The 26,028-nt window shown below is 62.4% G+C and carries 28 protein-coding genes; 13 read left to right on the forward strand and 15 right to left on the reverse strand.

Features of this window, described 5'->3' with window-relative positions; genetic code table 11:
• Window positions 1-8: 8 nt before the first annotated feature.
• From tilS to GRI58_RS02590, 5 genes are all read right to left on the reverse strand, one after another.
• On the reverse strand, window positions 9-923 hold the full coding sequence (gene tilS, locus GRI58_RS02570) for a tRNA lysidine(34) synthetase TilS (protein ID WP_337190865.1): 915 nt from the start codon (window positions 921-923) through the stop codon (window positions 9-11).
• Window positions 924-975: 52 nt separating this feature from the next.
• Window positions 976-1,905, reverse strand: a complete 930-nt coding sequence (locus tag GRI58_RS02575; RefSeq protein ID WP_160752016.1) for a tetratricopeptide repeat protein — start codon at window positions 1,903-1,905, stop codon at window positions 976-978.
• Window positions 1,906-2,005: 100 nt separating this feature from the next.
• On the reverse strand, window positions 2,006-2,860 hold the full coding sequence (locus tag GRI58_RS02580) for a helix-turn-helix domain-containing protein (RefSeq protein WP_160752017.1): 855 nt from the start codon (window positions 2,858-2,860) through the stop codon (window positions 2,006-2,008).
• Window positions 2,861-2,993: 133 nt separating this feature from the next.
• A complete protein-coding gene (gene ptsP, locus GRI58_RS02585; protein ID WP_160752018.1) occupies window positions 2,994-5,264 on the reverse strand; it encodes a phosphoenolpyruvate--protein phosphotransferase in 2,271 nt (756 codons plus the stop codon).
• Between the two features lie 84 nt (window positions 5,265-5,348).
• The gene (locus tag GRI58_RS02590) at window positions 5,349-5,504 is read right to left on the reverse strand and encodes a YdcH family protein (RefSeq protein WP_160752019.1); all 156 of its coding nucleotides are present in this window, start codon (window positions 5,502-5,504) and stop codon (window positions 5,349-5,351) included.
• Window positions 5,505-5,686: 182 nt separating this feature from the next.
• On the opposite strand from GRI58_RS02590, the gene GRI58_RS02595 reads away from it, so the two are divergent.
• The 8 genes from GRI58_RS02595 (at window position 5,687) to GRI58_RS02630 (ending at window position 13,602) form a co-directional block, all read left to right on the forward strand.
• Window positions 5,687-5,884, forward strand: coding sequence for a DUF465 domain-containing protein (locus GRI58_RS02595; protein WP_160752020.1), 198 nt, complete (start codon window positions 5,687-5,689; stop codon window positions 5,882-5,884).
• Between the two features lie 93 nt (window positions 5,885-5,977).
• Window positions 5,978-6,436 carry a DUF1465 family protein gene (locus tag GRI58_RS02600; RefSeq protein ID WP_160752021.1) on the forward strand — a complete coding sequence of 153 codons (459 nt, stop codon included), beginning with the start codon at window positions 5,978-5,980 and terminating at the stop codon, window positions 6,434-6,436.
• A 52-nt stretch (window positions 6,437-6,488) separates the two neighbouring features.
• Window positions 6,489-7,361 carry an MBL fold metallo-hydrolase gene (locus tag GRI58_RS02605; RefSeq protein WP_160752022.1) on the forward strand — a complete coding sequence of 291 codons (873 nt, stop codon included), beginning with the start codon at window positions 6,489-6,491 and terminating at the stop codon, window positions 7,359-7,361.
• Window positions 7,346-8,005 carry a DUF4230 domain-containing protein gene (locus tag GRI58_RS02610; RefSeq protein WP_160752023.1) on the forward strand — a complete coding sequence of 220 codons (660 nt, stop codon included), beginning with the start codon at window positions 7,346-7,348 and terminating at the stop codon, window positions 8,003-8,005. Before GRI58_RS02605 ends, GRI58_RS02610 begins: the two co-directional genes overlap by 16 nt.
• 90 nt (window positions 8,006-8,095) lie before the next feature.
• Complete coding sequence (locus GRI58_RS02615) at window positions 8,096-8,869, forward strand: hypothetical protein (RefSeq protein ID WP_160752024.1); 774 nt, start codon at window positions 8,096-8,098, stop codon at window positions 8,867-8,869.
• Between the two features lie 68 nt (window positions 8,870-8,937).
• Complete coding sequence (gene nadA / locus GRI58_RS02620; protein ID WP_160752025.1) at window positions 8,938-9,924, forward strand: quinolinate synthase NadA; 987 nt, start codon at window positions 8,938-8,940, stop codon at window positions 9,922-9,924.
• 117 nt (window positions 9,925-10,041) lie between these two features.
• Window positions 10,042-11,373, forward strand: a complete 1,332-nt coding sequence (locus tag GRI58_RS02625; RefSeq protein ID WP_160752026.1) for a DUF2254 domain-containing protein — start codon at window positions 10,042-10,044, stop codon at window positions 11,371-11,373.
• A 99-nt stretch (window positions 11,374-11,472) separates the two neighbouring features.
• Window positions 11,473-13,602 (forward strand): prolyl oligopeptidase family serine peptidase, encoded by a 2,130-nt coding sequence (locus GRI58_RS02630; protein ID WP_160752027.1) that lies wholly within the window; start codon window positions 11,473-11,475, stop codon window positions 13,600-13,602.
• On the opposite strand, the gene GRI58_RS02635 is transcribed toward GRI58_RS02630, so the two are convergent.
• Window positions 13,599-14,516 carry a DMT family transporter gene (locus tag GRI58_RS02635; protein ID WP_160752028.1) on the reverse strand — a complete coding sequence of 306 codons (918 nt, stop codon included), beginning with the start codon at window positions 14,514-14,516 and terminating at the stop codon, window positions 13,599-13,601. The two genes, GRI58_RS02630 and GRI58_RS02635, sit on opposite strands and share 4 nt — an antisense overlap.
• A gap of 53 nt (window positions 14,517-14,569) precedes the next feature.
• On the opposite strand from GRI58_RS02635, the gene GRI58_RS02640 reads away from it, so the two are divergent.
• Window positions 14,570-15,676 (forward strand): alkene reductase, encoded by a 1,107-nt coding sequence (locus tag GRI58_RS02640; RefSeq protein WP_160752029.1) that lies wholly within the window; start codon window positions 14,570-14,572, stop codon window positions 15,674-15,676.
• Window positions 15,677-15,756: 80 nt separating this feature from the next.
• On the opposite strand, the gene GRI58_RS15835 is transcribed toward GRI58_RS02640, so the two are convergent.
• From GRI58_RS15835 to lipB, 4 genes are all read right to left on the reverse strand, one after another.
• Window positions 15,757-16,053, reverse strand: a complete 297-nt coding sequence (locus tag GRI58_RS15835; RefSeq protein ID WP_160752030.1) for a PEPxxWA-CTERM sorting domain-containing protein — start codon at window positions 16,051-16,053, stop codon at window positions 15,757-15,759.
• Window positions 16,054-16,194: 141 nt separating this feature from the next.
• Window positions 16,195-16,491, reverse strand: coding sequence for a CHRD domain-containing protein (locus tag GRI58_RS02650; protein ID WP_160752031.1), 297 nt, complete (start codon window positions 16,489-16,491; stop codon window positions 16,195-16,197).
• Between the two features lie 197 nt (window positions 16,492-16,688).
• Window positions 16,689-17,021 carry a hypothetical protein gene (locus GRI58_RS02655; protein ID WP_237452051.1) on the reverse strand — a complete coding sequence of 111 codons (333 nt, stop codon included), beginning with the start codon at window positions 17,019-17,021 and terminating at the stop codon, window positions 16,689-16,691.
• Window positions 17,018-17,683, reverse strand: a complete 666-nt coding sequence (gene lipB / locus GRI58_RS02660; protein WP_419957023.1) for a lipoyl(octanoyl) transferase LipB — start codon at window positions 17,681-17,683, stop codon at window positions 17,018-17,020. The genes GRI58_RS02655 and lipB overlap by 4 nt, the downstream gene beginning before the upstream one ends.
• Before the next feature lie 80 nt (window positions 17,684-17,763).
• Between lipB and GRI58_RS02665 the strand changes: the two genes are divergently transcribed.
• Complete coding sequence (locus GRI58_RS02665) at window positions 17,764-18,585, forward strand: glycerophosphoryl diester phosphodiesterase membrane domain-containing protein (RefSeq protein ID WP_160752033.1); 822 nt, start codon at window positions 17,764-17,766, stop codon at window positions 18,583-18,585.
• 56 nt (window positions 18,586-18,641) lie between these two features.
• On the opposite strand, the gene tnpA is transcribed toward GRI58_RS02665, so the two are convergent.
• Both tnpA and GRI58_RS02675 read right to left on the reverse strand, forming a co-directional pair.
• Window positions 18,642-19,061 (reverse strand): IS200/IS605 family transposase, encoded by a 420-nt coding sequence (tnpA, locus tag GRI58_RS02670; protein ID WP_160752034.1) that lies wholly within the window; start codon window positions 19,059-19,061, stop codon window positions 18,642-18,644.
• A 142-nt stretch (window positions 19,062-19,203) separates the two neighbouring features.
• Window positions 19,204-19,812: a class I SAM-dependent methyltransferase gene (locus tag GRI58_RS02675; protein WP_160752035.1), complete on the reverse strand. Its 609-nt coding sequence runs from the start codon at window positions 19,810-19,812 to the stop codon at window positions 19,204-19,206.
• A 116-nt stretch (window positions 19,813-19,928) separates the two neighbouring features.
• On the opposite strand from GRI58_RS02675, the gene GRI58_RS02680 reads away from it, so the two are divergent.
• Window positions 19,929-21,308: an MFS transporter gene (locus GRI58_RS02680; protein ID WP_237452052.1), complete on the forward strand. Its 1,380-nt coding sequence runs from the start codon at window positions 19,929-19,931 to the stop codon at window positions 21,306-21,308.
• Window positions 21,309-21,314: 6 nt separating this feature from the next.
• Here GRI58_RS02680 and arsC read toward each other — a convergent pair whose 3' ends face one another.
• From arsC to GRI58_RS02695, 3 genes are read right to left on the reverse strand one after another with little or no spacing between them, the layout of a single operon-like run.
• Window positions 21,315-21,659, reverse strand: a complete 345-nt coding sequence (gene arsC, locus GRI58_RS02685) for an arsenate reductase (glutaredoxin) (RefSeq protein ID WP_160752036.1) — start codon at window positions 21,657-21,659, stop codon at window positions 21,315-21,317.
• On the reverse strand, window positions 21,656-22,213 hold the full coding sequence (locus tag GRI58_RS02690) for a (2Fe-2S)-binding protein (RefSeq protein ID WP_160752037.1): 558 nt from the start codon (window positions 22,211-22,213) through the stop codon (window positions 21,656-21,658). Before GRI58_RS02690 ends, arsC begins: the two co-directional genes overlap by 4 nt.
• 41 nt (window positions 22,214-22,254) lie before the next feature.
• A complete protein-coding gene (locus tag GRI58_RS02695; RefSeq protein ID WP_160752038.1) occupies window positions 22,255-23,028 on the reverse strand; it encodes a class II aldolase/adducin family protein in 774 nt (257 codons plus the stop codon).
• A 157-nt stretch (window positions 23,029-23,185) separates the two neighbouring features.
• Here GRI58_RS02695 and GRI58_RS02700 point away from each other — a divergent pair, with 157 nt between their 5' ends.
• Together GRI58_RS02700 and GRI58_RS02705 are read left to right on the forward strand one after the other, a co-directional pair.
• Window positions 23,186-25,552, forward strand: coding sequence for a chemotaxis protein CheA (locus tag GRI58_RS02700; RefSeq protein WP_160752039.1), 2,367 nt, complete (start codon window positions 23,186-23,188; stop codon window positions 25,550-25,552).
• Window positions 25,549-25,983 carry a chemotaxis protein CheW gene (locus GRI58_RS02705; RefSeq protein ID WP_160752040.1) on the forward strand — a complete coding sequence of 145 codons (435 nt, stop codon included), beginning with the start codon at window positions 25,549-25,551 and terminating at the stop codon, window positions 25,981-25,983. The genes GRI58_RS02700 and GRI58_RS02705 overlap by 4 nt, the downstream gene beginning before the upstream one ends.
• Window positions 25,984-26,028 lie beyond the last annotated feature (45 nt).

Below are 26,028 nucleotides of genomic sequence, written 5' to 3' on the forward strand. Positions count from 1 at the left end.
CAAGAGCGCTATCCGGTTCGGCGAGGCGGTTCAGGCTCGAAATGCCAGACGCCTTCGAGATCGGGCCGCGCCAGCATCCCCCCCAGCGACGCGTTTTCGCCCGCGCGCAGCCGGTCGACCATAGTTCTGGCATCTCCACGCGAGATGTCCGCGCCCAGCTCAGCGCCTATGCGCAGGATGATCTCGACCGCTTCAAACGAGTGCGCTTGCCCTAGGGCATAGCCAAACCCATCGCTCGTCTGCACGACCCAGTTTCGCCATGCTAGATCGACCTGCGCATTGAGGTAGGCTTCCGCGTCGGCCAGCAATTGCGCGCTGCGCGCAAGCCCGGAAGGATCGATGCCATCCTGCGACGCCAGCAAGCGCCGCACGCGAACACGCTCGAAGCGCAGGTCGTCATTGGAGGGGTCGCGCACGGGAGTCAGTTCGGCATCCTCGACCAGCGCCTCCAGCTCCGCCCGTCGCCAGCCGAGCAACGGGCGCAGCAGTGCCAAATCGGTTCCCGGCACATTGCCCCGGGGACGAACGCCCGCCAGACCCGCAATCCCGCTTCCACGGTGGAGGCGCATCATCAGCGTCTCGGCCTGATCGTCGAGCTGGTGGCCCGTCGCCAGTGCGGCCAGTCCGCGCCGATCCAGCCATTGCGCCAGCGCGGCGTAACGCGCCTCGCGCGCTTGCGCCTGCACATTACCCGCGGCAACCTCTACCGGGAGCGTGCTATGCGGCACCCCGATATCCTGACACAGACTGGCAACCGTCGCGGCCTCTTCGGCGCTTTCAGCTCGCAGCCCATGATCGACGGTCGCGGCCTCCACCCGGCCAGGCATGATCATTGCGGAAAGTATCAACAGCGCAAGGCTGTCGGGTCCGCCCGATACCGCGACGCCGAGCCGCGCGTCTTCGCCAGCGATCTCGGGCCACACGCGCGCGAGATCCTCGCGGAAACGCGCCGCTAAAGGAGCGAAAAGCGCACGATCAATTGCAGTTCGCCTTGGCACGGTCGGCCTGATATTCGACCTTCAACCGCCCGGTCGCCAGCGCCGGATACGTGTCGGCAAATTCGGTCAGTGCGATGCAGGCCCGCTTGGTATCCTTGAGCGCGATCATCGATTCGGCGAGGTACAAAAGGCTGTCACCAGCACGCGCGCCGGTCTTGTCGGCCTGGTAATTCTTGAGCAGCCACGGGGCGGCTTCCCTGGGCTTGCCATCGTCGAGATAGGCGCGACCAAGCAAGTTACGGCCATAGCTGATCATCGAGCTATTGGGATATTTTTCGACGAATTTGGTCAGCTGCTGCTCTGCCTCGGGATAAAGCTTGGCGTCCCACAGGCGGAAACCATAGGTGTATTCGTCGGTCGCATCATTACCCGTCTGTGGCTTCTGGATCGCGTTGATCTTGGCGAGCCGTTCGGCGCTTGGTGCGCTCGCTGGTGTCGGCGTTGATCCAGATGCACTCGCGACAGGTTGAGCAACGCCGGATGTTCCCGCCGCCCCGCCAGTTGCAGTTGCAGGCAGCGGCGCTGCGGCAGCCGCCTCGAGCGCCTTGACCCGATCGGTCAGACCGCTGATTTCATGGCCATATTGCTCGTTCGCGGCCGTCAGCCGCTGAACTTGCGCTTCGAGCGCATCGAGGCGGCCGAGAATATCGGTTACTGCCGTGGTCGAGGGCGTGCCGGGAAGCGTTGCGGGCGTGGCAGTCTGAGCCGGGGCGGTCGATACTTCAGGCGAGAAGAACTTGCCGTCCGGGCCGGGGAAAACCTTGCGCTGAAGCGCGCGGACCTCGGCCTCGACACGCTTGAGCCGCGCATCGGTGTTCTGGTCCTGAGCCACGGCGGGAAACGAGGAGGCCACGAGCGCGGTGGCGATAACACCCATGCCCCAGCCTGCTGGCGTACGGAATTTCATCTGACGAACAACTCCTGATTGGTTCGGCAACAGGATTGCTGCCCTAGCCTTGCTTGCCTGTCGAGAGGATGAAGCGGTTTATCCCACCGCTAACCCGCGTTCAGTTGGCACCTTGCGCGGATTGAGGGATATTTGGTGCGGTGGCTGCGGCCTGCGTGTCTGGTGCAGCCTGCTCACGCGCCAGCAATGCCTGCGGGGTAACGGAAATGTCCTTCACCACGACATCGTCTTCCGACAGCTTGGGCACCTGCTGCCCGCCCACCGTAATTTCCAAAGCATAAGGGCGTCCGGTCCAGACTTTCGGATCCTTCGCATCTGTGGGAATGGTATAGCTTTGGCCCTTGGCCATCTGCGCTTCGTAGAGGCGCTTGCCATCGCCATCGTAGAATTTGACCCAAGTACCGTCCATCAGGCTGGTAAAAACCACGGGGCCGTTTGCAACAGGCTGAGCGGTGGCTGCTCCCGTCGGCTGCTGCGCGACCGGGCCGGCTGGCGCAACGGCGTCGGCAGTCAGCGGCGGAGGCGTGATGGCGGGGGAGAAATAAGTGCGATAGAATGTGAAAGCCCCGGCGATCAGCAGCACCGCAGCCAGCATCGAAAACCACACCAGTCCACGTGATGGCACACGCGCAGGATCGCCAGGTTCGAATTTGTCGTGGCGTTGCTGGCCTTCGCCAGCGCCTTCGGCCAATTCCTCGCGCAGCCGCGCCAGCACGACCGTTTCGTCGAGCCCCAGCAGCCGCGCGTAGCTGCGGCTGAAACCGACCGCATAGGTGCGCGAGGGCAGCTTGCCATAATCGCTGCTTTCAATCGCGACCAGATGGCGTTGGGGTATGCGCGTTTCAGCTGCCACCTGGGCAATATCCAGCCCTTCGGCCTTGCGCGCCTCGCGCAGCATTTCGCCCGCGCGCAGCTCGTTTGCGTCGTGTTCGTCGATCTGGACGCTTTCGTCCATGAAACCCCGCCTTGACCCGTTCTCTTGTGAGAAAAGAGAAACTTCGCAAATGTTACACTGTCAACCGCTTCATGGGAAGGGGTTCGCCGGACGCAGACCAATCGGGCATTTACCGCGACGAGTGTGCGCGCAGTTATTCCACATCGATCCCGTGTCGTTCGGCCCACAGCGTCATTTCGGTGCGCATATTCGCAGGCGGATTGGCGAGCCATGCCTGCATCGCTTCGGTAATCTCGGCAAGGTCGACCTTGCGAATGAGTTCCTTGATCGGCCCGACCGATGCCGGTGTGATCGAAAAGCGGCGGAAACCTATGCCGAGCAGAGCCAGTGCTTCGAGCCTGCGACCGCCCATCTCCCCGCAAACCCCAAGATCGACCGATTGTCCGGCAAGCCCGTTGGTCACTCGCTTGAGGAACCGGAGGATCGCGGGGCTGAGCCAGTCGTAACGCTCGGCCAGCCGCGGATCGGCGCGGTCGGCGGCGAAGAGGAACTGCGTGAGATCGTTGGTGCCGACCGACAGGAACGAAAGCCGCGGGACCATTTGTTCCAGCACTTCGGCAAGCGCGGGAACTTCCAGCATCGCGCCATAGCGGATCGCTTCGGGCAGCAGCTTGCGCCGCGCCTTCAGATAGGCGAGCTGGTCCTCGAACACGGCCTTGGCGGCATCGAACTCCCACGGTTCGCTGACCATCGGGAACATGACGTTGAGCGTGCGCCCCGCCGCCGCTTCGAGCAGTGCACGCGCCTGCGCCTTGAGCAGCCCTTCGCGATCGAGTGCGAGGCGCAGCGCACGCCAGCCGAGCGCGGGATTTTCTTCCCTCTCGATCTCTTCGTTGACCAAATAGGGCACCGCCTTGTCACCGCCGATATCGACCGTGCGGAACACCACTGGCTTGTCCCCCGCCGCCTCCAGCACGTCGCGATAGAGCCGTGTCTGGCGTTCGCGCTGCGGCAATGTCGCGGAAACGAGAAACTGGAATTCGGTCCGAAACAGGCCGACGCCATCCGCACCGGTCATTGCCAGCATACTCATGTCGTCGCGCAGTCCGGCGTTGATCATCACCGTGATGCGCGTGCCGCAGCGGGTGAACGGCTCGACATCGCGCATCTCGGCATAGGCCGCCTGCCGCTCGCGGCTCTTGGCGAAACGTGCTTCGAACAATTCGTTCATCTGCTGCGTCGGACGCAACGTGACGGTTCCCTTGTCGGCGTCGAGCAGCACCTCGTCGCCCTCGTTGACGTGGCGCAGCACGCCCTCGACCCGGCCAAGCACCGGCACTCCCATAGCTCGCGCTACGATCACGACATGCGAGGTGAGCGAGCCTTCCTGCAGGAGGACGCCTTTCAATCGCCGACGATCGTATTCCAGCAGTTCGGCAGGTCCGAGATTGCGGGCCACGAGGATCGTATCGCGTCGCAAGCCTTGTGTGGCCGCGGTGCCGAGCTGGCCGGAGACGATGCGCAGCAATCGGTTGGAGAGGTCCTCCAGATCGTGCATCCGATCGGCGAGCAAGGGATCGTCGATCTCGCGCATCCGCATCCGCGTGCGTTGCTGAACGCGCTCGATCGCCGCTTCGGCGGTCAGGCCGGAATCGATCGCTTCATTGATGCGCCTGCCCCAGCCCTCGTCGTAAGCGAACATCTTGTAGGTTTCGAGCACCTCATCATGCTCGCCGCCCTTCCCGAAATCGACCGAGCTGGCCATCGCGTCGATCTGGTCGCGCATCTTGTCGAATGCGCGATAGACGCGCTGGCGCTCGGCCTCGATATCGTCGGCCACCACCTGATCAATATGGATGCGCGGCTGGTGTAAGACGACCGAACCCGCCGCCAGCCCCTTGACCAGCGACAGTCCGGGAAGGATGCGCGGGCCGCCATCAGCCTCGCCCAATCCCCGCGCATGTTCATCATCGATGAGGTTATTGTGCGCGATCAGTTCGGACAGCACCATGGCGGTGGTCTGCAATGCCTCGATCTCGACATCCTCATAGCGGCGCGGATCGACGTGCTGGACGCACAAAACGCCCACCGCACGTTCGCGATAGATGATCGGCACGCCGGCGAAGGAATGGAACTTGTCCTCCCCTGTTTCCGGGCGATAGGCAAAATCGGGGTGAGCCTTGGCTTCGGCAAGATTGAGAGTTTCGATATGGGAGGCAATCGTGCCCACCAACCCCTCGCCAATTGCCAGCCGGGTGACATGCACGGCATTGGCGTTGAGACCCTGGGTTGCGAACAGTTCTAGCGCGCCTTCGCGCAGCAGGTAGATCGAACAAACCTCGCTATCGAGGCTTTCGGCGATCACCGCGACGACCTGGTCCAGCTTGTGCTGCGCATTGCTGCGCGAGGCCATTACCTCGTGCAGTGTGGTCAGTATCTGGCGGGCGCTTGCAGCAGCTGTCATGGTGGCGGGCTATAGCAGCCCACACAGAACGCGAAAGACCGCGTCCGGCTCGCCACCCCCGCTAATTTCCGGCGCCGCCGCGGCTCAGAGGCCGGCAATTTCTTCCTTGATCCGCAATTTGCGCTTTTTCAATTCCCGGATCATCGCATCGTCGCGTGCAGGGCGGGCCTGTTCCTCGTGCAGGCGCGCCTCGATATCGGCGTGCTTGATCGTGAGGGCGTCGACGTGGGATGAATGCATGGGGCTGTCTCCTGCCTCGGGGGTTAAACCAAGCTCGGCGACTCGCCACGGCGGACGAACCGCTGAGATCGACATACAACCACAAGCTTTACACTTTGCGAACCCCGGAAGAGTGATTAGTCAGCGCACCGCGAGAAAATCGCGACGAACGGATTCGCTCAAGCAAAGGACATGGCGATCAGGTGACCGAACAGGAGCTCAACAAGCGACTGGCCAATCTTCGCACCGAACACCGTGATCTGGACGCAGCAATCGCCGCACTGTCCAGTGCGGGTGCATCCGACCAGCTCCAGATTGCGCGGCTCAAGAAGCGCAAGCTCAGGATCCGCGACCAGATCGCGATAATCGAAGACAATCTCCTGCCTGACATCATCGCCTAGAAACCTAGGATATTGGCAAAGATCAGTTCCTAATTGGGACGCACCCCATAGCGGCGCTGGCGCGTGGTCGGGCCGCGGCGTATTTCGCAAGACATGGGGAAAGATCGTATCACCAGACAGGTTGTCGACGAGCTCTATGTCGAAGCACTCGTGCTCAGCGACGAGGCTCGCGAAGCCTTCAACCTGCGCATTCAGGAAACAGAGGGACCGCTGGACGACAGCATGAAGATGGCGCTGTCCGTCGAAGGGCTGCGAACCACCACGCGGCTGATGAACGTGCTCGCATGGCTGCTCAACCAGCGCGCCTATCTTTCCGGGGAGCTGTCCGAGAACCAGTTGCGTCGCTATGGCGAACTGGGTGATGAGCGACAATCCGACCCAGTCCAGGCCGCCCAGCTGCTGCCTCATACGCGATTGCTGATTCGCGATAGCGAGTTGCTTTACGCCAGAATTGCCCGCCTTGATCGCGGTTGGCGCAATCGCCCATCGGCGACGGCCAGCCCGGTCGAAGCGCTACAGGGCCGCCTTGCCACCGCCTTCGGTTCTGCATGAGCTGCGCCGCGCACGCGTGACATAGCGCGGACCAGCCCCCATATTGCGGGGCATGGTTACACCACCTCCCAAGCCATGGCCCACAGGTGCGGCCGAGCAGATCGAACCGCTCATTCGGCGTGTGCTCGCCCCCAACCCCTCGCCCTACACCTATACCGGGACCCAGACCTATGTCGTCGGGGCCGGCGCAGGGTGTGCAGTGATCGATCCGGGGCCGGACGATCCGGCGCATCTCGCCGCGCTTGAGGCAGCGATTGGCGGCGAACCGGTCCACGCGATCATGTGCACCCACACCCACCGCGATCATTCGCCTGCATCGCGCCCACTGGCGCAGCGCACAGGCGCGCCGATCGTGGGCTGCGCCCCGCTTGCCTTTGACGTCGACGGTCCGCGCGCAGATGAAGGCTTCGATCCCGATTATGAGGCGGACCGGGTGCTGGCCGATGGCGAGGCGATGACCGGGCCGGGCTGGACGCTGCGCGCCGTCGCCACGCCGGGCCATGTCTCCAACCATCTTTGCTTCGCGCTGGAGGAAAGCGGCGCACTGTTTACCGGCGATCATGTAATGGGTTGGTCCACTAGCGTAGTGGTTCCGCCCGATGGCGATATGGGTCAGTATATGCGCAGCCTCGGACTCCTCCACGAGCGCGAGGACCGCATTTATTATCCGGCACATGGCCCGGCGGTCGACAAGCCCCGCCAGCTCGTGCGCGGAATGATCGGCCACCGTCGCCAGCGCGAGAACCAGATCATGCGCCTGCTGGGCGAAGCACCACGCGCCGTCGAGCAGCTGGTCGAGAGGATGTACAAGGGTCTCGATCCGAGGCTTACGAAAGCGGCAGGGCTTTCGGTCAGCGCGCATCTGATCGATCTGGAACGACGCGGGCTGGTCGGCCGTTCGGGTAATATATGGCAAACAAACTGACGACCGAAACCCGCACCGCATCTCTGGCGCGAGTGCAGGCGCTGCCGTGGCTACTGGTGATCGTCTTGTTCGCAGCGACGGCGTGGCTAGGCTGGCGCCCATTCTTCTATCACGAGGAAGGCGATCCGGTGGCCAGCGCCATGCTCGCCTTCAGCAAGCAGGATTCGCTTACCGTATTCAGCTCGCGCTTCGAGGTGGTGGCCGAAAGCACCAATGCCCAGGGCGTGCTGGGGATCGACCTACTCAAGAGCCGCCAAGCCGCAATCATCCCGACGCTGGTGGAATATCGCGTGGACCTTTCCCACATGGATCGCGACCGGTTCAAATGGGACGCATCCAGCCAGACGCTCGACGTGAAATTGCCCCCCATGCGCATTTCGCGGCCCAATCTCGACGAGGCCGCCGCCAAGACCTACACCCAAGGCACATTCGTAACCGGAAGCGCGGCCGAGGCGCTGGCGAAGAACAATTCCCAACAGGCCGAACGCAAGGCCGAAGCCTTTGCCAAAAACCCCGAAATCCTGGCGCTGGCCCGCAAGGCGGCGAAGGAAGCTGTTACCCAGAACCTGGTCATCCCGCTGCAAGTGGCCGGATACAAGGACGCCAAGGTCAGTGTCAGCTTCGACGGGCAGCCTCAGGGTTGATCGCCCTTCCGATTGACGCCTCCGCAGGAGCATAATATTCTCAAGCCATAGAAAAGACGGTCGCTTGGCTCTTTAGGGGGAGAACCACCAATGGCGACCGCTGCTCCGCGTTCGACGCCCGTCGCAGGCGATACGCGCTTCTTCGCAATCATGGCTTTCGTGATGTGCGCGACCATCGTCGCGGGCTTTTCGCTCAATCTGGCGATGGGCCGCTCGACCTTCGCCGTGCCGTCTGTCTACCATATCCACGCGCTGATCTTCATGAGCTGGATCGGGCTTTATCTCGCCCAGCACATAACCATCACGACGGGCGACATCGCACTCCACGTCAGGCTGGGCAAACTCGCCTATTTCTGGATTCCGGCCATGCTCGGGGCTGGAACTGCGCTGATGATCGCCGTGGCGCGACGCACCGGTGGGCCGTTCTTCTTCGACGTCAACGAATTCCTCGTCAGCAACCTCGCCCTGCTGGCCTGTTTCTGCGTGCTGGCATTCTGGGCTCTGCGGCAACGGCGCTACACCGGTTGGCACCGCCGCCTGATGCTTTGCGCGATGACCATACTCACCGGGCCGGGCCTTGGCCGGCTGCTTCCCATGCCGCTGATGATCCCTAACGCCTGGACCCTCACTTGTGCGGCAACGTTGATTTTCCCTGTCATCGGCATGATCGCGGACAAGCGCCGCTGTGGCCGGGTCCATCCCGCCTATTGGTGGGGAACGGGTCTCTATGTCGGCACCTTCGTACTCTCGATGCTGATCGCCTATTCGCCGCTCGGCTATGCCTTCACCGATTGGGTGATCGCCGGAACGCCGGGCGCTGCCCGACCGATGCAGGCGTTTCTCCCGCCGGGATTTGCCATGTAACGGGAACACCCTCGCTTCCTGTCCCGTTCGCCCTATATGGGATCCGAAGCAACCAGACGGGGCAGACCATGACCGCCGAGAACGCCATTCCCGCAGGCGAAGACCTGCTCAATGAAATCAACCGCCTGCGCAAGGAGCGCAACGCGGTGATCCTGGCGCATTATTACCAGAAGCCGCAGATTCAGGACCTCGCCGATTTCGTCGGAGACAGTCTGGAACTGAGCCGCAAGGCCGCCGACACGGACGCCGATGTGATCGCGTTTTGCGGGGTCAAGTTCATGGCCGACACTGCCAAGATCCTGAGCCCGGAAAAGATCGTTGTGCTGCCCGATCTGGACGCCGGGTGCAGTCTGGAAGATTCCTGCCCCCCGGAAAAGTTCAGGGCCTTCCGCGAGGCGCATCCCGACCACATCGCGCTGACCTACATCAATTGCTCAACCGAGGTGAAGGCGCTGTCCGACGTCATCGTGACCAGCTCCAGCGCCGAAACGATTCTCAGCCAGATCCCCAAGGACCAGAAGATCATCTTCGGCCCCGACCGGCATCTGGGCGGTTACCTGTCGCGCAAGTTCGATCGCGAGATGCTGCTGTGGCCTGGAGTATGCATTGTGCATGAAGCTTTCAGCGAAACCGAGCTGCTGAAACTCAAGGCTCAGCATCCCGACGCGCCCATCGCAGCACATCCCGAATGCCCTCCGACAATCATCGACCATGCCGATTATGTCGGATCGACCAGCGGCATCCTGCAATTTGCGCAGACGTTCGAAGGCGACACGCTGATCGTCGCGACCGAACCGCATATCATCCACCAGATGGAACTGGCGATTCCCGACAAGAATTTCATCGGCGCGCCCGGTGCCGACGGCAACTGCGCCTGCAACATCTGCCCCTATATGGCGCTCAACACTCTACCCAAGCTCTATACCGCGCTGCGGGATCTGGAACCGCGGATCGAGATTGAGGAAGGCCTGCGTCTCAAGGCCAAGCAGAGCCTCGACCGGATGCTGGAAATGGCCAGCGGCACCATCGGGAAGGGCGATCTGGGCAAAGTCTGATCGGCCAGAGTTTGCCGTCGGGCGCAACTTGCGCACACGTCAGGCGTTGAACCAGTCGATGGCAACAGGGGAGACGAATATGGACGCGTTTGAAGCGATAGCGGCAGCTAGCGGGGCATGATCGCAAAACTGTCCCGCATCTGGCAGACGGTCAACGCCAGCTACTGGTTTTACCCGGCGCTGTTTTCGGTCGGAGCCCTGTTGCTGGCGCTGTTCACAATCACGCTCGACCGGGGCGGTTACACCGCATGGATGAACGATATCGACTGGTTGCAATCGGCGCGGCCGAGTGGTGCGTCCAACATGCTGTCGGTGATCGCCGGTTCGACGATCGGGGTCGCCGCCACCGTCTTTTCGATCACCATTGCCGCCGTCGCCTATGCCAGCGGCAATTACGGTCCGCGCTTACTGACCAATTTCATGGAAAATCGAGGCAACCAACTCAGCCTGGCAACCTTCATCGCCACCTTCGTCTATGCGATCACGGTGCTGCGCGTGGTGCGCAAGCCGGACGAGGCGCCGGTGTTCTTCCAGCACAGCACCACGCCGGGCTTCGTCCCGCAGTTGTCACTGTTGCTGGCGTTTGCGTTCATGGGCCTGTCGGTGATGGTACTGGTCTATTTCCTCAACCACATCCCCTCCTCGATCCGTATCAACACCGTGCTCGAACAGATCGGCCAGCGTTTGCTGCGCGATATCGGCACCACCTTTCCCGACCCCGATCGCGGTGCCGTGGTTCTGGATGAGCCGGGCGGGCGTGCCGTTCGCGCTGACGGGGTGGGTTATGTCCAGCATATCGATTTCGACCGTTTGCGCCGGATCGCCAACACGGTCGGCGGGCGATTGCAGCTCGGCGTGCGGACGGGGGATTTTCTCCATGACGGCCTGCCGCTCGCCTATTGGCAGGATGACGATTCCATTGACGATCTGCGGGACAAGGAAATCCGTGAATGCTTCGTGCTGGCCGGGCTGCGCACTCCGGCGCAGGATCTTCATTTCCTAATCGACGAGCTGGTCGAGATTGGCCTCAGGGCGCTGTCGCCCGGGATCAACGATCCCTTCACCGCAATCTCTGCCCTGCACTGGCTGGGCGCGGCCACCGCCGAGCTGGGTCGGCGCGACCTGTCCCGCAAGGTCGATAATCTGGTCGACAAGGACATCGAGGAAGATCGGCTGCAATTGCTCGACGATGATTTCAGGCATTTCGTTCAGCGCGGCCTGGGATCGATGCGCAGCGCGGTGGCGACCAGCCCCAATGCCGCACTGGTGGCGTTTTCGGTGATCCATGGGGCTGCCGAAGTTATCGACGATGCCAGCAGACACCACACGCTGATGCAGGAAGGCGAGCAGCTTATCGAACAGGCCCGGATTGCGCTCGACGGCCCCGACCTTGCCATGGTCGAAGCGCGCTACCAGAGCTTCCACGATAAAATGGTCCAAATCGCCTGATAGGTTCGAAATCCGCCTCCCGCGCCAGGGGCTGGCCTTTGCTGCCGACCCGTCTTAGTAGGTCGGCGTCAATCCGATACTCCAGCAAGGGGTCGCACAATGAAATTCAAATCCACCCGCATTCTCGCAGTCGCAGGCATTGCCCTGGCAGCTCCGCTGGCGATGGCCGCCACCGCGCAATCGGCCGATCCCTATCTCTGGCTGGAGAATATCCACGGCAAGCGCGCGTTGGCCGCGGTCGATGCGTGGAATGCGAAGACGATGAAAGCGCTGACGGCGAACCCGCAATATGAAAAGGATCGCGAGCAAGCGCTCAAGATCATGAACGATCCCGCCCAGATCGCCACGCCCGCGCAGGTGCTCGGCCAGTCGGTTACCAATCTGTGGCAGGACACAGGCCACACCCATGGATTGTGGCGCGAGGCGGACCTTGCCTCGTTCGAAGCGGGTAAGCCTGAATGGCAAACGCTGATCGATCTCGACGCGCTGTCCAAGCAGGAGGGCCAGAAATGGGTCTGGCACGGGGCCGACTGCCTGCCTCCGGCGGACAATCGCTGCCTCGTTGCGCTGAGCCCGGGCGGTTCGGACGCGGACATCGTGCGCGAATGGGACCGGTCGACGAAGAGCTTCGTCAAGGACGGTTTCACCATCCCGCTGGCCAAAAGCAATTCGACCTGGGAAAATGCCGACACGCTGCTGATCGGGACCGACTGGGGTGCCGGATCGATGACCACCTCGGGCTATCCGCGCGTGGTCAAGCGGTGGAAGCGCGGCACGCCGCTGGCCGATGCGAAAACGGTGATGGAGGGCAAGACCACCGACGTTTCGGTCACGCCACTCACCATCGTCGACAATGACGGCACCGCCTATCACTTCATCAACCGCGGCATCACCTTCTACACCGGCGAAAACTGGATCGAGGGTGCCGATGGCAATTTCGTCAAGACACCGATTCCCGAAACCGCCAACCTCAGCGGCGTGCAGGACGGGCGGCTGATCGTTTCGCTGAAAAAGCCGCTGGGCGATATTCCGGCAGGATCGATCGTCGGCTGGAACATCGCCGATGTGCTGGCGGGCAAGGCGGACGCGCCCAAGGTGGTGTTCGCACCCAGCAACACGCAGGCGGTCAAATCGATCGCCACGACCGACCATGCGATCTGGATCAACCTGCTCGACAATGTTGCGGGCAAGCTGCTCAAGCTGACGGCAGACGGCAATGGCGGCTGGACGCAGCATGTTGCGCAGCTGCCCGGGAACGCAACCATCGATCTCGATACCGCGGACAAGAAATCGGACACGATCTTTGCCACCGTGCAAAGCTTCCTGACGCCGCCGACGCTTTATGCCGTTTCCGCCAACGGCAGTGCGAAGGTGCTGCAATCGTTGCCCGCGCAATTCGATGCCACGGGAATGAAGGTCGAACAGCATTTCGCTACCTCGAAGGATGGCACGAAAATCCCCTACTTCATGGTCCGCAAGGCTGGTGCGCCCAAGCCGGGTGCGGCGCTAATCCATGCCTATGGCGGGTTCGATCTGCCCCAATTGCCCAGCTATCTCACCACAGAACCTTACCGGGCGGGGCCGGTTGCAATGTGGTGGGTCCAGCAGGGGCAGACCTATGTCCTGGCGAATATCCGCGGCGGCGGCGAATATGGGCCGCGCTGGCATGATGCAGCGCTGCGTCAGAACCGCCAGAAGGCCTATGATGATCTTTACGCGGTGGCGCAGGATCTGATCTCGCGCGGACTGACGACCAAGGGCAAGATCGCCGTATCAGGCCGTTCCAACGGCGGCCTGATGGCGGGCGTTGCCGTGACCGAGCGCCCGGACCTGTTCGGCGCGGCGATCATCGGTTCTCCGTTGCTCGACATGAAACGCTATTCGCATCTTCTGGCGGGCGCATCATGGATGGCCGAATACGGCAATCCCGATGTGCCGGCGGACTGGGCTTTCATGCGCAAATATTCGCCCTATCAGAATATCCGCAAGGACGTGAAATACCCGCCGGTTTTCCTGTATTCCTCGACCGAAGATGACCGGGTCCATCCCGGCCATGCGCGCAAATTCGCCGCCAAGCTGATGGCGGACGGCGATCCGGTGTTCTTCCACGAATATCGGTTCGGTGGGCATTCGGTCGGCGGCGATCACAGCGAAGACGCGGTGCGGGCCGCGTTGATCCACGCCTATCTCGACCGGGTGTTAATTGACGGTAACAAGACCGCGCCCTAGGCGGCGCGCCTGCCTTCACGGCGGCGGGTCTGCACGCGCGAAAGCACGAGCGCCCCGCCGACCAGCGCCATACCGGCGACATCGGGCCAGCCCAGCCCTTCGCGAAAGGCGACCCAGCCGATAAGCGCGGCAAGCGCAGGCTGAGTCAGCAGCGCCATGCCCACGATCAGCGGCGGGAAATGCTTGAGCGAGAACACCAGCAGCCCCTGCCCGATCACCTGGCTGCACAGCGCCAGACCGATCAATGGAGCAAATCCGGCGGGGCCGGGCCACACCGGCTCACCCATGGCAATCGCAGTGCCCAGAAGGATCGGTGAACCGGCGGCGCAGACCAGCGCCAGAACGCTCCACTGCCTCAGCGCCTCTCGCGCGCGTTGAGCCGGGATCAGGTAACAGGCGTAGAACAGCCCGGCGAGCAGGCAGAAAAGGTCGCCCGCAAAGGTCCGCTCCGAAATCTCTAGACTGCGCCCCATCAGGATCAGCGCGCCCGCCACCGCGCACAGCATTGCCAGCGCCTCACCCGCTCGTGGCCAGCGCCGCAGCGCGACGATGCCCCAGACCATCAGGATCAGGCTGCCCGAATTGCCGAACAGCGTCGCATTGGCGAGCTTGGTGCGCTCAATCCCGATATGCCAGCTCGCCAGATCGCAGGCAAAGAACACGCCCGCCCCCAACACCAGCAGTGCTACCCGGCGATCAAGCCGTGCGAACAGCCCTTCGCGCCACGCCAGCGCCACGAACAATGGCAAGGGAAGCAGAAGGCGCCAGAACCCGGCGGCGACCGGGCCGGTGTCCGACAGCCGTACCAGCAGCGGCCCGAACGCCAGCGCGGCATTGCCTGCGAGCAGGGCGACAAAGTGCCACGCACCGGGGGCGTAGATTTTCTCCTCGCGGGCTGTGGTTGCGATTGCCATGATCGGCCCCTAGCTCTCAGCCATAAAAGAGCCAGCGAAAAGGACGGCACTCGATGCACGACACTTTGTTCAAACCCCTCACCCTCGGCAAGATCGCGGCGAAGAACCGCATATTAATGGCCCCGCTGACGCGTGGTCGCGCAACGCTGCCCGGCAGCGTGCCCAACGAGATGATGGCGACCTATTACCGCCAGCGCGCCAGCGCCGGACTGATTATCAGCGAGGCGACCGGGATCAGCGTCGAAGGGCTCGGCTGGCCCGCCGCACCCGGCGTGTGGAGCGATGAACAGGTCGAAGGCTGGCAGCAGGTGACGAAGGCCGTCCACGAGGAAGGCGGCCAGATCGTCTTGCAGATGTGGCACATGGGCCGGATCGTCCATCCTGTGTTCCTGGGCGGCGAGAAACCCGTTTCGGCCAGCGCCACCACCGCACCGGGGCAGGCACACACGCCCGAAGGTCGCCTCGATTACGTCGAGGCGCGCGCGCTCGAGACCGAGGAAGTGGCGCGCGTCGTGGGCGACTATGTCCATGCCGCCGAGAATGCAAAGAAGGCCGGTTTCGACGGCGTGCAATTGCATGGCGCGAATGGCTATCTGGTCGACCAGTTCCTGCGCGATGGCACCAATCTGCGCGAGGACCGCTATGGCGGCAGCCCGGAAAACCGCACCCGCTTCCTGCGCGAAGTGCTCGAGGGGCTGGTTGGCGTATGGGGCGCGGACCGCGTCGGCGTACGCCTGTCACCCAATGGCGAGACGCAAGGGTGTGACGACAGCAACCCACCCGCGACATTCGGTGCGGCGGCCAAGGTGGTCGAGGAACTCGGCCTCGCCTTCCTCGAACTGCGCGAGCCGGGCCCGGAAGGCACTTTCGGATCAACCGATGTGCCCAAGCAGAGCCCGCTGATCCGCACAATCTATTCAGGTCCGCTGGTATTGAATTCAGATTACACACCGGAGGAGGCCGTAGCCGATATCGAAGCCGGGCGATGCGATGCGGTGAGCTTCGGGCGCGACTTCATCTCCAACCCCGATTTGCCCGCACGATTTGCGCAAGGCGCCGAACTGGCGCCGAATGTCAACGTGCCCCAGAGCTGGTATCTTCCCGGAGCGGCGGGATATATTGACTATACCACATTGCAGGAAGCCGAAGCGGCAGAATAGCCAATTACCGATAGACCATGACAAAAGAGCCCGGATGCCGCTGTGGCATCCGGGCTCTTGTTTGTCCGATTGACTGGCAATCAGCTCACATAGGCAAGTTTCCTGCGAACTTTCTTGCGCGAGCGAACCAGTCCGCCAACTCCAAAGAAGCCGGTAATCAACAGCGCCCAGGTCGCTGGTTCGGGAACTGCGCTCATTCCGCCACCGGGATGAATTTCACCCGAGGCAACCGGAAGAACGGCGAGGAAGCCGTTGGTGCCATGAACTTCGCCGGACGTCCCCGCACCCGGACCTGCAGGTACGGTCAGGCCGTGGATCACGATTTCGCGCAGCTGGAACGGCATCAGGTCCTGTGCGTCAAAGCCATTCGCGAACACGGACGAATCGCCGAGGTTGAAAGTGGCCGTGTAATTCGACGTGCCCGATGCAGAAGAGCCAATGTCCCCTAGCGGCAGGATGATATCGCCATAGCTCGTCTTGCCTTCGGCCAGCTCGATAAAGCCATCACCGTCGGTGTCCTACGCCATGGTCGGCGTCGTCGAATTCTTCGCCTGCCCACCATTGTTGAACAGGCCGTGGATGTGCGCGACGTGTGTCACGCCCGGCTCCAGCCCCGACACATTGAAGGTGACTTTCAACTCATCGGTGGTCTGGTTGAAGTCGAGCAATGCCGAACCGAAAACGCCACTGTTGTTGAGCGTGGTAAAGTTCGCCACATATGTCGCAGCGCTAGCGGGAACGGATGCTCCGACCATCAGTGCGGCAGCCACGGCCATTTTCGGCAAGGATGGTAGTTTCAGTCTCGATGTAATCATGGGTCTTCCCTTTCCTCCTCCGCACACCGCTTCGAAGCAGGCAGCCCACGAAGACATTCGTCTCCCGTCGTTAACCATAGTCGCGAAAGGCGTTATCGTTCAAAAATTTGATGCGCAGTCCATGATCCCGGCTGACATACGCGTCGGTTCAGCAGATCGAGATGAGCTGCTGCCTCGCCGGTCGATCTGTACTCGATCTATTGTGGGTCGTCGGAATCCGATGCCGGTGGCTTGGACGAGCTCTGCTTGGGCGCAGATTCTGCCGCAGCTGGACTGTCGGAGGGCGCTGCTGACGCTTCCGGGGTCGGAACTGGCGTCGGCGCCGCACTCGGTGCCGAACTGCCCTCGTCGCCTTGGCGATCCGGCGGCGATGTCGAGGTCACTGTTGCGAGCGGCAGCATGGAATCGCTGATCGTCCCGCCCAGAACCTGACCCTCGGCCGCGCGATTATCGGTCCTCTGCTGCGCCTTCTGGCCGCATCCGGAAAGCACGATGCAGACGGCAGCTAACACGAGCGAGCGCATCATCATGGCAACGAACAGGCCTTTCCTTCAAGGCTCGCGAGAAAATCGTCGAGCCGGGCAAGCAATGCCTTATCGAAAGCCTCCGGCGCAAGCCCTATGCCGAGCCGCTCCAGGCTCGTAATCCCGAATTCCTCGATCCCGCATGGCACGATGCCGGTGAAATGGCTGAGGTCGGGCGCAAGATTGACCGAAAAACCATGCATCGTGACCCAGCGACGCACACGCACACCGATCGCACCGATCTTGGCTTCGCGCCCGTCGATATCCTTCGTCCAGATCCCCACGCGCCCTTCGGCGCGCCAGCTTTCCAGGCCGAGATCGGCAAGCGTTGCGATCACCCAGCCTTCGAGCGAGTGGACGAAGCAGCGCACGTCGCGCCCGCGCTCCCCAAGGTTGAGCAGGATGTACCCGATCCGCTGGCCCGGACCGTGATAGGTATAACGCCCGCCCCGCCCCGCCTCGAACACTTCGAATCGCGGATCAAGCAGTTCATCCGCTGCCGCGCTGGTCCCGGCGGTATAAACAGGGGGATGCTCCAGCAGCCACACGAGTTCCTCTGCCGTTCCGTCGGCAATCGCGCGGTTACGCGCTTCCATTTCCGTGAGCGCCTGCGCATAGGGAACGGGCGCGCTCGCCTGTCGCAACTCGGGAGTTTTCGGGGAGGGCATCGACATCCACGATTGCGTGGGAGCACTGGGCGCGCTTATCAAGAGGCAATCGGCATGAAATGCCGCGGCGAGGGAAGATAATGGCAGCGACGAAACTCGATCTCAATGCGGTATGGGACCGCTCGGTCCGGCTGATGATGGCCAACCGCGAGTTGATGCTGGTGATCGCCGGAATCTTCTATTTCCTGCCGCGCGTGACCTTCCGCCTGTTCGTCCCGCCAGTCGAAAAGGCGCTGGCGCAGGCAACCTCGTCCGAACAGGCAATGGCGGTGTTCAACGCCTATTCCCAGCAATACTGGTGGCAAAACCTGCTCCTGCTGGTGCTTCAGGCGGCGGGAATCGTGGCCATGCTGGCCCTGTTCGGAGATCGTTCCCGCCCGACCGTGGCCGCAGCCATGCGGCGCACGGGCATCTATCTACTCCCGACCATCGGGGCGGTGATCCTGTTTGCCATCATCCTGTCACTGGCGTCGCTGACCAGCGCGCTGCTGGGCGGGCTCACCGGATCGCTTGCGGTTACGCGAGTGCTCTTCCTCATCATGCTGCCGGTGATCATCTATATCGCTACCCGGCTTTCGCTGTTCGCGCCGGTGATTGCGGTCGACAAAGTCGCCAATCCGTTTCGCACATTGCAGGAATCATGGCAGCTAACCGAGGGCAACGGTATGAAGCTGCTGCTTTACTACGTGCTGCTGGGCATTGCTTTCCTGGTGATAAGCTGGGTGTTCGTGCAGGGCATCGGCCTCCCGCTCGCCCTGCTTGGGCCCACCCCGGCACTGGTTGGTGGGGCGATCCTCGAAGGATTGACCAGCGCAGCATTCTGGATCGTGCTCAATGCCAGCCTCGCTGCGATCTTCCAGCTGTTGAAGCGCGGGCCTAACCCCTGGCCCGATTACGATTGATCGGGAAGGCGGCGATTCACCCGCCTGAATGACTGACCGGCCGTAGGCGGGTAGGATCAGGCGGAGGGGCTGAAGCCATTCTTGGCGATATGGCGGTCGAGATAGGCCATGACCACGTCTTCGGTGATATTGCCCGCTGTGGTTGAGAAGTAGCCCCTACCCCAGAACCTCTGCCCCCAGTAGCGCCTGCGGATGTGTTCGAACTCCTGCTTGAACTTGCGCGACGAACGCCCTTTGGCGCGGCGCACGAAATCGCTGACCGAGACATGTGGCGGGATCTCGACGAACATGTGAACGTGGTCGCGTGACAGTGCGCCATTGATGATGGTCACATCCATTTCATCGCAAACCTGCTTGATGCTCTCGCGCACGCGCAGGCGAACTTCGCCATGCAGCACTTTGAACCGATATTTCGGTGCCCATACGAGATGATAGCGATGATGAAAGGTCGTGTGGCAACCCTTGCTGTAGCCCATAGCAGGTATCCTCGGGGAGGTGAGACTTCACGCCCTTCAGGCAGTCTCACTTCCCCGAGGATACCTGCTATCGAACGAGTCCAGGGCTGAAGCCAGTATCCCACTGAAGTCGGAGGGGTTGCTCCCAGGCGGGGCCTAAAATTCAGTCGGTGGCTTTCTTCCAGCCCCAGAACAGTTTGCACGGCAGGACGTTGCGCCATTCGTACCCGGCATCGATATGGGTGAAGTGGCGCGCCATGAAATCGCGTGCGCGTGCGGTGAACTGATAGACCAGGAAGGCACCGCCGGGACGGATCACCCGGTGTGTAGCCGCCGCAATCGCCGGGCCGACGCCATCGGGCAAGGTCGAGAACGGCAGTCCGGAAAGAACATAGTCGGCCTTCTCGTACCCATGCGCAGCAACGATCGCCTCGACATCTTCGGCCGAGCCAAGCACCGCGTGGAAACGGCTGTCGGCATATGTGCGCTTGAGATAGTCGATGTAGAGCGGATTGGTATCAATCACGATCAGCGCGCCATCACGGCGCAGCTTTTCCAGCACCGGGCCGCAGAATGTGCCGACACCCGGACCGTATTCCACGAAAAGCTCGCATTCGTCCCAGCGGACCGGGGCGAGCATCTTCTCGATCGTGTAGCGCGATGACGGAATGATCGAACCGACCATCTTGGGCTGCTCGAGGAAGCCGCGGAAAAACACGCCCCATTGCGCGAGATAGCCCGTCTGCTTGCCTTTGCGGCGTCGGCGACCCAACGCTCGTGCCCCTTGATTGCTATTCAATTGCTTGTCCCTGCAAACTGGAAGCGTGCTGACTACAGTCTGTCGGCGGCATTGCAAGGGGGCGCGGCTCATTCTAGCGGAGATTTGCCATGGCCGAACCTGCCCAGAGCCCTCCCGTAGCCGCCAGCGTGCCCGCAGCGAGCACGATTTCGCGCGGACGCATGGTGCTGCTGTTCGCGGTCATGCTGACCACGGCGGCGGGCAATACGGCAATGCAATCGGTCATGCCCTCGATCGGCACGGAGCTGGGCGTGGCCGACGTCTGGATCAGCCTGGCCTATACGTGGTCGGCATTGCTGTGGGTGATCTGCGCGCCGCTCTGGGCGAGACGATCCGACCATCGCGGACGCAAGGCGATGATGGCGGTCGGGCTGCTTGGCTTCATCTTCTCCTTCGGCATCTGCGGTTCGATTCTGCTGGCGGGGCTCGACGGGCTATTCTCGGCCACGGCAACGCTGTTGATGTTCGCCGCCGCGCGCAGCCTCTATGGCGGTTTCGGTTCCGCCGCCCCGCCTGCGGTGCAAGCCTATGTCGCCAGTCGCACTCCGCGCGCCCAACGGACCAAGATGCTGGCGATCATCACCTCCAGTTTCGGCCTCGGCACTGTCGTCGGCCCGGCGCTGGCGCCGATGATGATCTTCCCGCTGGCAGGCCTCGCCGGACCGTTCTTCATCTTTGCGCTTATTGGTGTGGTCGTGCTGGTTGCACTGCGCCTGCAACTGCCCAACGACAATCCGAGCTACGCTGCGCGCGGGTCGGTCGCGGGCGCTCCATTCAGCGCCAGTGCAAGCAATTCCTTCCGCCAAGAGGACGACAGCCCGGACCGTCCGGACGGAACACCGGATCCAACGCCCCCGTGCCAACGTCTTAGCTGGCGCGACGCACGGCTCCGCCCCTGGCTCGTTGCGGGCGTCGCCGGCGGCCATGCGCAGGCGGCCCTGCTCGGGATCGCCGGCTTCTTCATCCTCGACCGGCTGGGCCTGCGTGCAACTCCGACAGCGGGCGCGGGACCGGTAGGACTGGTGCTGATGTGTGGCGCGATTGCCACCTTGCTCGCGCAATGGGGATTGATCCCCAACCTCAACCTTGGCCCACGGGTATCTGTGCTGTCGGGAATGACCGTGGCGCTGTGTGGCACCATCGGGCTGGCATTTTCGCACGATTTGCACACGATCGCGCTGGCTTTTGCTTTCACCTCGCTCGGCTTTGGCCTGTTCCGTCCCGGATTTAACGCCGGGTCGAGCCTCGCCGTCACCAAGGCCGAGCAGGGGCAGGTCGGCGGCATCGTCACCTCGATCAACGGCACTGCATACATCCTCGCCCCAGCGCTGGGCGTGTGGTTCTACGACCATTACGAATGGGTCGCCTTCGGCATGATCGCGGCGCTTTGCTGCGTGGTGCTGGTCTGGGGATCGCGCACGCTCCATAGCGACGCGGCGTTCCAGGCCATGCCGGCGGAGGACGACTGAAGGCCGCTACAGGATTTCCTCGACCCGCTCCTGCGGACGACACAGCCGCACACCCTTGTCGGTTTCGACCAGCGGGCGTTCGATCAGGATCGGTTCGGCGACCATCGCGTCGAGCACCTGATCGGCAGCGGCGGCAGGCAGGCCGCGCTCCTCGGCGTCGGTTCCGCGCAGGCGCAGCCCTTCGTTCGGCGTCATCCCGGCATCGCGATACAGCTGCGCCAGCTTCTCGCGACTGGGCGGATTTTTCAAATATTCGACCACTTCGACCTCGACCCCGTCGCGCTCCTCCAGCAGCGCCAGCGTCTTGCGCGAAGTGCCGCATTTGGGATTGTGCCAGATCGTTGCCTTCATCGTGATTGGTCCTTGTCATTGGAATTGCCGAATGCCGGGACCGAACTCTTGGCGTCCCTGCTACTGATGCCGGGTGCAGGCGCCGCGCTGATGGTCTCGACCCGCCGCGCGACACGCCCCGCCCGCTCTATCGCTCGCACCAGCCGCGGCTGGACCCCACAGCGGCACAGATTGCGGATCGCCGCCTTGATCTCTCCCTCGCTCGGCGCTGAATTGCTCTTGAGGAGGGCGGCGGCAGCCATCACGATGCCGGGGGTGCAGAAACCGCACTGGATCGCCTGTTCGGCCACCATCGCCTGCTGCACTGGATGGGTACGGTCGGCACTGAGCCCCTCAATCGTGGTGACGACGCGCCCCTCCGCCTCGGCAATGGTGACAAGGCAGGACCGCAGCACCTCGCCATCGACGTGCACCATACACGCCCCGCAATCACCCACGCCGCAACCATATTTGGTGCCGGTCAGATTGGCGGCATCGCGCAACGCCCAGAGCAGGGGTGTGTCGCCGTCGAGCAGGAATTCGACCGGCCTGTCGTTGACCGTCATGCGCGCCATTATGTTGCCGAACCCTGTTTGCTATTGCTTCGAGCGAATGCTCAGCTCTGCCAGCTGTCGTCGATCCGGGTGATCTTGCGCTTCCACGCCTCGAAGTCGAACACACCTGCCCCGCCCTGGCTGCTCATCACCGACAGGTCACGCTGGTGGACGTCGACCACATCCTGACCGACCAGCATCGGTTCGCCCATGGCAAGTGTCGCCACCTGGATCTCGCAGGCGCGCTGGAGCGCCCAAATCTGGACGAACATTTCCGGGATCGTACGCCCCATCACTACCGGGCCGTGATTGCGCAGCATGAGGATGCGATGATTGCCCAGGTTCTGCACCAGCCGCTCGCCTTCTTCTGCCCGAACCGTAACACCTTCGAAGTCGTGATATCCGATCTGGCCCTGAAAATTGCAGGCGTAGAAATTGATCGGAAGAAGGCCGTCCTTGTGGCTGCACACAGCCATCGTCTCGGTCGTATGGACATGGCAGATGGCCGCCGCGCGATCCCCCAGATGCTGGTGGAAATAGGCATGCTGGGTGAAACCGGCCTTGTTCACCATATAGGGTGAGCCGCCGACATTGTTGCCCTCCACGTCGATCTTCACAAGGTTCGACGCCGTCACCTCGTCATACAGCAAGCCGAAGGGGTTGATCAGGAAGGTATCCTTCTCATCCGGCACCTTGACTGAGATGTGGTTGTAAATCGATTCCCCCCAACCAAGGTGGTCGAAAATGCGATAGCATGCCGCCAGATCGAGCCGCGCCTTCCATTCGGCTTCGCTGCATTCGTAATTGAGGTTGGCATGTTTGGCCTGGGTCGCCATCGCTCTCTCCATATTCTCTCGTTCACAGCCAGTATCGCACGCAGCTGCGCAGTATGGCAAGCAGGCACGCATTGTAGCCGCGCGCAAGCCGTCCCACACCAATCATTAACCAAAAATGCGCATAGAGGCTCGCGAGGAACGTGGGGACGCGCACGCAATGGATGATCTGCTGGCGGATTTTATCGCCGAAACAAGAGACATGCTGGAGGCCAGCGCCAGCGAAATCGTGGCCTGGGAAGCCGATCCCTCCGATCGCGCGCGCCTCGATACGATTTTCCGCTTCGTGCACACGGTCAAGGGCAATTGCGGGTTTTTCGACTTCCCCCGGCTCGAGCGACTGAGCCATGCCGCAGAGGATACGCTGGCCGATTGTCGTGCCGGGCGACGCGAACCAGACAGCGCTCTGGTCAGCGCCGTACTGGCGATCATCGATCGGATCGGCGAGATGGTCGAGGCGATCGAGGCTGGTGAAGATCTGGCCGCGGGAAACGACGATGGGCTTGTCTCCGCGCTGTCCCAAGATCCGGTCATCGGGATTGAGCCGGCCCCTGCGGCGACTTCCAAGGACACTGCCGCTTCCGGCGGCGACAAGCCGGGACGTGCCGCCGCGCAGCGTTCGATCCGCCTCCCGGTTGGCTTGCTCGACGAGGTGATGAAGGGCGTGTCGGACATGGTGCTTGCGCGCAACGACCTTTCGCGGCGCCTGCGCGAACAAAGCGACGATCCCGCCCTGCAAAGCTCCTTCGAGCGGCTGTCTGCAATTCTTGCCGATGTCCGCAATTCGATCAGCAGGATGCGGATGCAGCGGCTCGAGCATTTGTTCGCGTCGCTCCCGCGGCTCGTCCGCGACCTTTCGACCGAACTCGGTAAGCTGGTGATGGTCGATTGCGAGGGGGGCGACGTCGAACTCGATCGCGAAATGGTGGAAATCATTCGCGACCCGCTGACCCATATCATCCGTAACGCGATCGACCATGGGATCGAGGATCCTGCCGCCCGGCTCAAATCCGGCAAGCGGGAAATCGGGCTGTTGCGCTTCGCTGCGCGCCAGTCGGGTAACCAGATCACCCTCGTCATCAGCGACGACGGACGCGGCATCGACATCGACCGGATCGCCGCCAAGGCACTCGCCAGTGGGCTGCGCAGTTCTGATGAGCTGGGTCTCATGGGCGAGCGCGAAAAGCAGTCGCTCATATTCGAACCGGGCCTCTCCACGGCGGAGGAAATCAGCAAGGTTTCCGGTCGCGGCGTAGGCATGGATGTGGTGCGCGCCAATATCGAGAAGGTTGGCGGCACAATCGACATCTCAAGCACGCCCGGCGAAGGCACGGTGTTGTACCTCCAGCTGCCGCTGACGCTGTCGATCATTTCGGCCCTGACGGTTGAATCGGGGGGCCTGCGCTATGCCATTCCACGTAGCTACGTAGAGGAAGTGATGTTCGCATCGAGCGCCGGCGTCGACTACGCCGACGCCGGTGCTCGTAAGCTGCTGACCTTCCGGAACAGCCGCGTTCCCTGCATCGAACTCAACGACGTACTCGGGTCCGCGCCCGGGGAAAACGCGGATCAAAGCGATAGGACGCTGGTACTGATCCGCCTGGCGAGCGACGAGATATTGGCTCTGGCCGTCGACCGGGTGCACGATCATGAAGATGTCGTCGTCAAGCCTCTCGCACCCGCGTTGATGCAGACAAGGCTTTACGCTGGCACCACCTTGCTCGACGACGGACGTCCGATGATGTTGCTCGACATCCCGAGCATTGCGGCCACCCACGGCTTCTCGAGCGAAATTCGCAGCCGAGCCGCGCCGGATGAAAGCGCCGCATCCCGCGGTCAGGCGACGGGCGTCCCGGTGATTTTGTTTGCCGGGCTCGACGGGCGCCGCCGCGCCGCGCGCCTGGCGCTGGTACGCAGGATCGATACTGTCGCGCGCGAGGCCATCGATATCGAGGGCGCGCGTGCGCAAGTGGTGATTAATGGACGGATCTTCCCACTGGCCGGGCATCTTTGCGGTCCCCTGCCGGAGAAGCGATGTCGCCTGCTGCGCTTGAGCGATGGACAGGACGAACTCGCCTATGTCGTCAGGGAAGTTATCGACGCCAGCTGGGTGACCGGCGAAATTGCTCCAAGCGATGGCGATCCCAGCATTGAGGGCGTGGCGCTCATAGATGGCAAGCCGGTGACGCTGATCGACGCGCGCCAGTTGTTTGCCGAGCGCCTTGGCTCCACGCAAACGGCCGGTTTGTTGACCTGTCACTTGCCCGACGATGACGAATGGAGCCGCAATATCCTCCAACCGCTGTTGATCGAGGCAGGCTATGCCATCGAACACGACCGCTGCACCCAGGCCGATCTGGCGATCCTATTGAGCGAGAACCCTGCCTCAGCGAGCCAATCGGCGCGCACCACTATCCGGGTTTCGTCTGAACCGGTCGGTCCGGACCATGACGGGAGCGTTTACCTGTACGATCGAGAAGCGTTGTTGAACGCCCTCGCCCGCGCAAGAACGGAGCGAGCGGCATGAACCAGCTATTGCTCCTATGCATGATCGCCGGACGCAAGGCGGCGATTGCGGCTTCGGAAGTACGCTCGGTCATCGAGATCGAAGCCTTCACGCCGGTTCCGGGAGCACCGCGCCATATCCCCGGCCTGACCGCTTTACGCAGTCAAGCGTTGACGCTGATCGATTGCCGGTCGGTGCTCGGCTTCGAGCCAAGCGAAGAGATCATCGGACTTCGTGCCGCAGTGGTCGAACTCAACGGCCATTCCTACGCTTTGCTGCTCGACGAAGCCCATGACGTGGCTGAGGCGATGTCGGCTCCCGAGCCGGTTCCGGGTGGCTTTGGCGAAGGCTGGCAGAATGCGGCGACGGGGATGGTGGAGACGGTGGAAGGCCCGGCACTGGTTCTCGATGTCGAGCGTCTCATTGGCGGGCAACTCGCACAAGCCGCTTAAGCGAAAAGTTACCGCTTCCCTGTAAACGGATACAGAAATTGATTT

Source organism: Qipengyuania algicida (assembly GCF_009828025.1).
GTDB classification, from domain to species: Bacteria; Pseudomonadota; Alphaproteobacteria; order Sphingomonadales; family Sphingomonadaceae; genus Qipengyuania; species Qipengyuania algicida.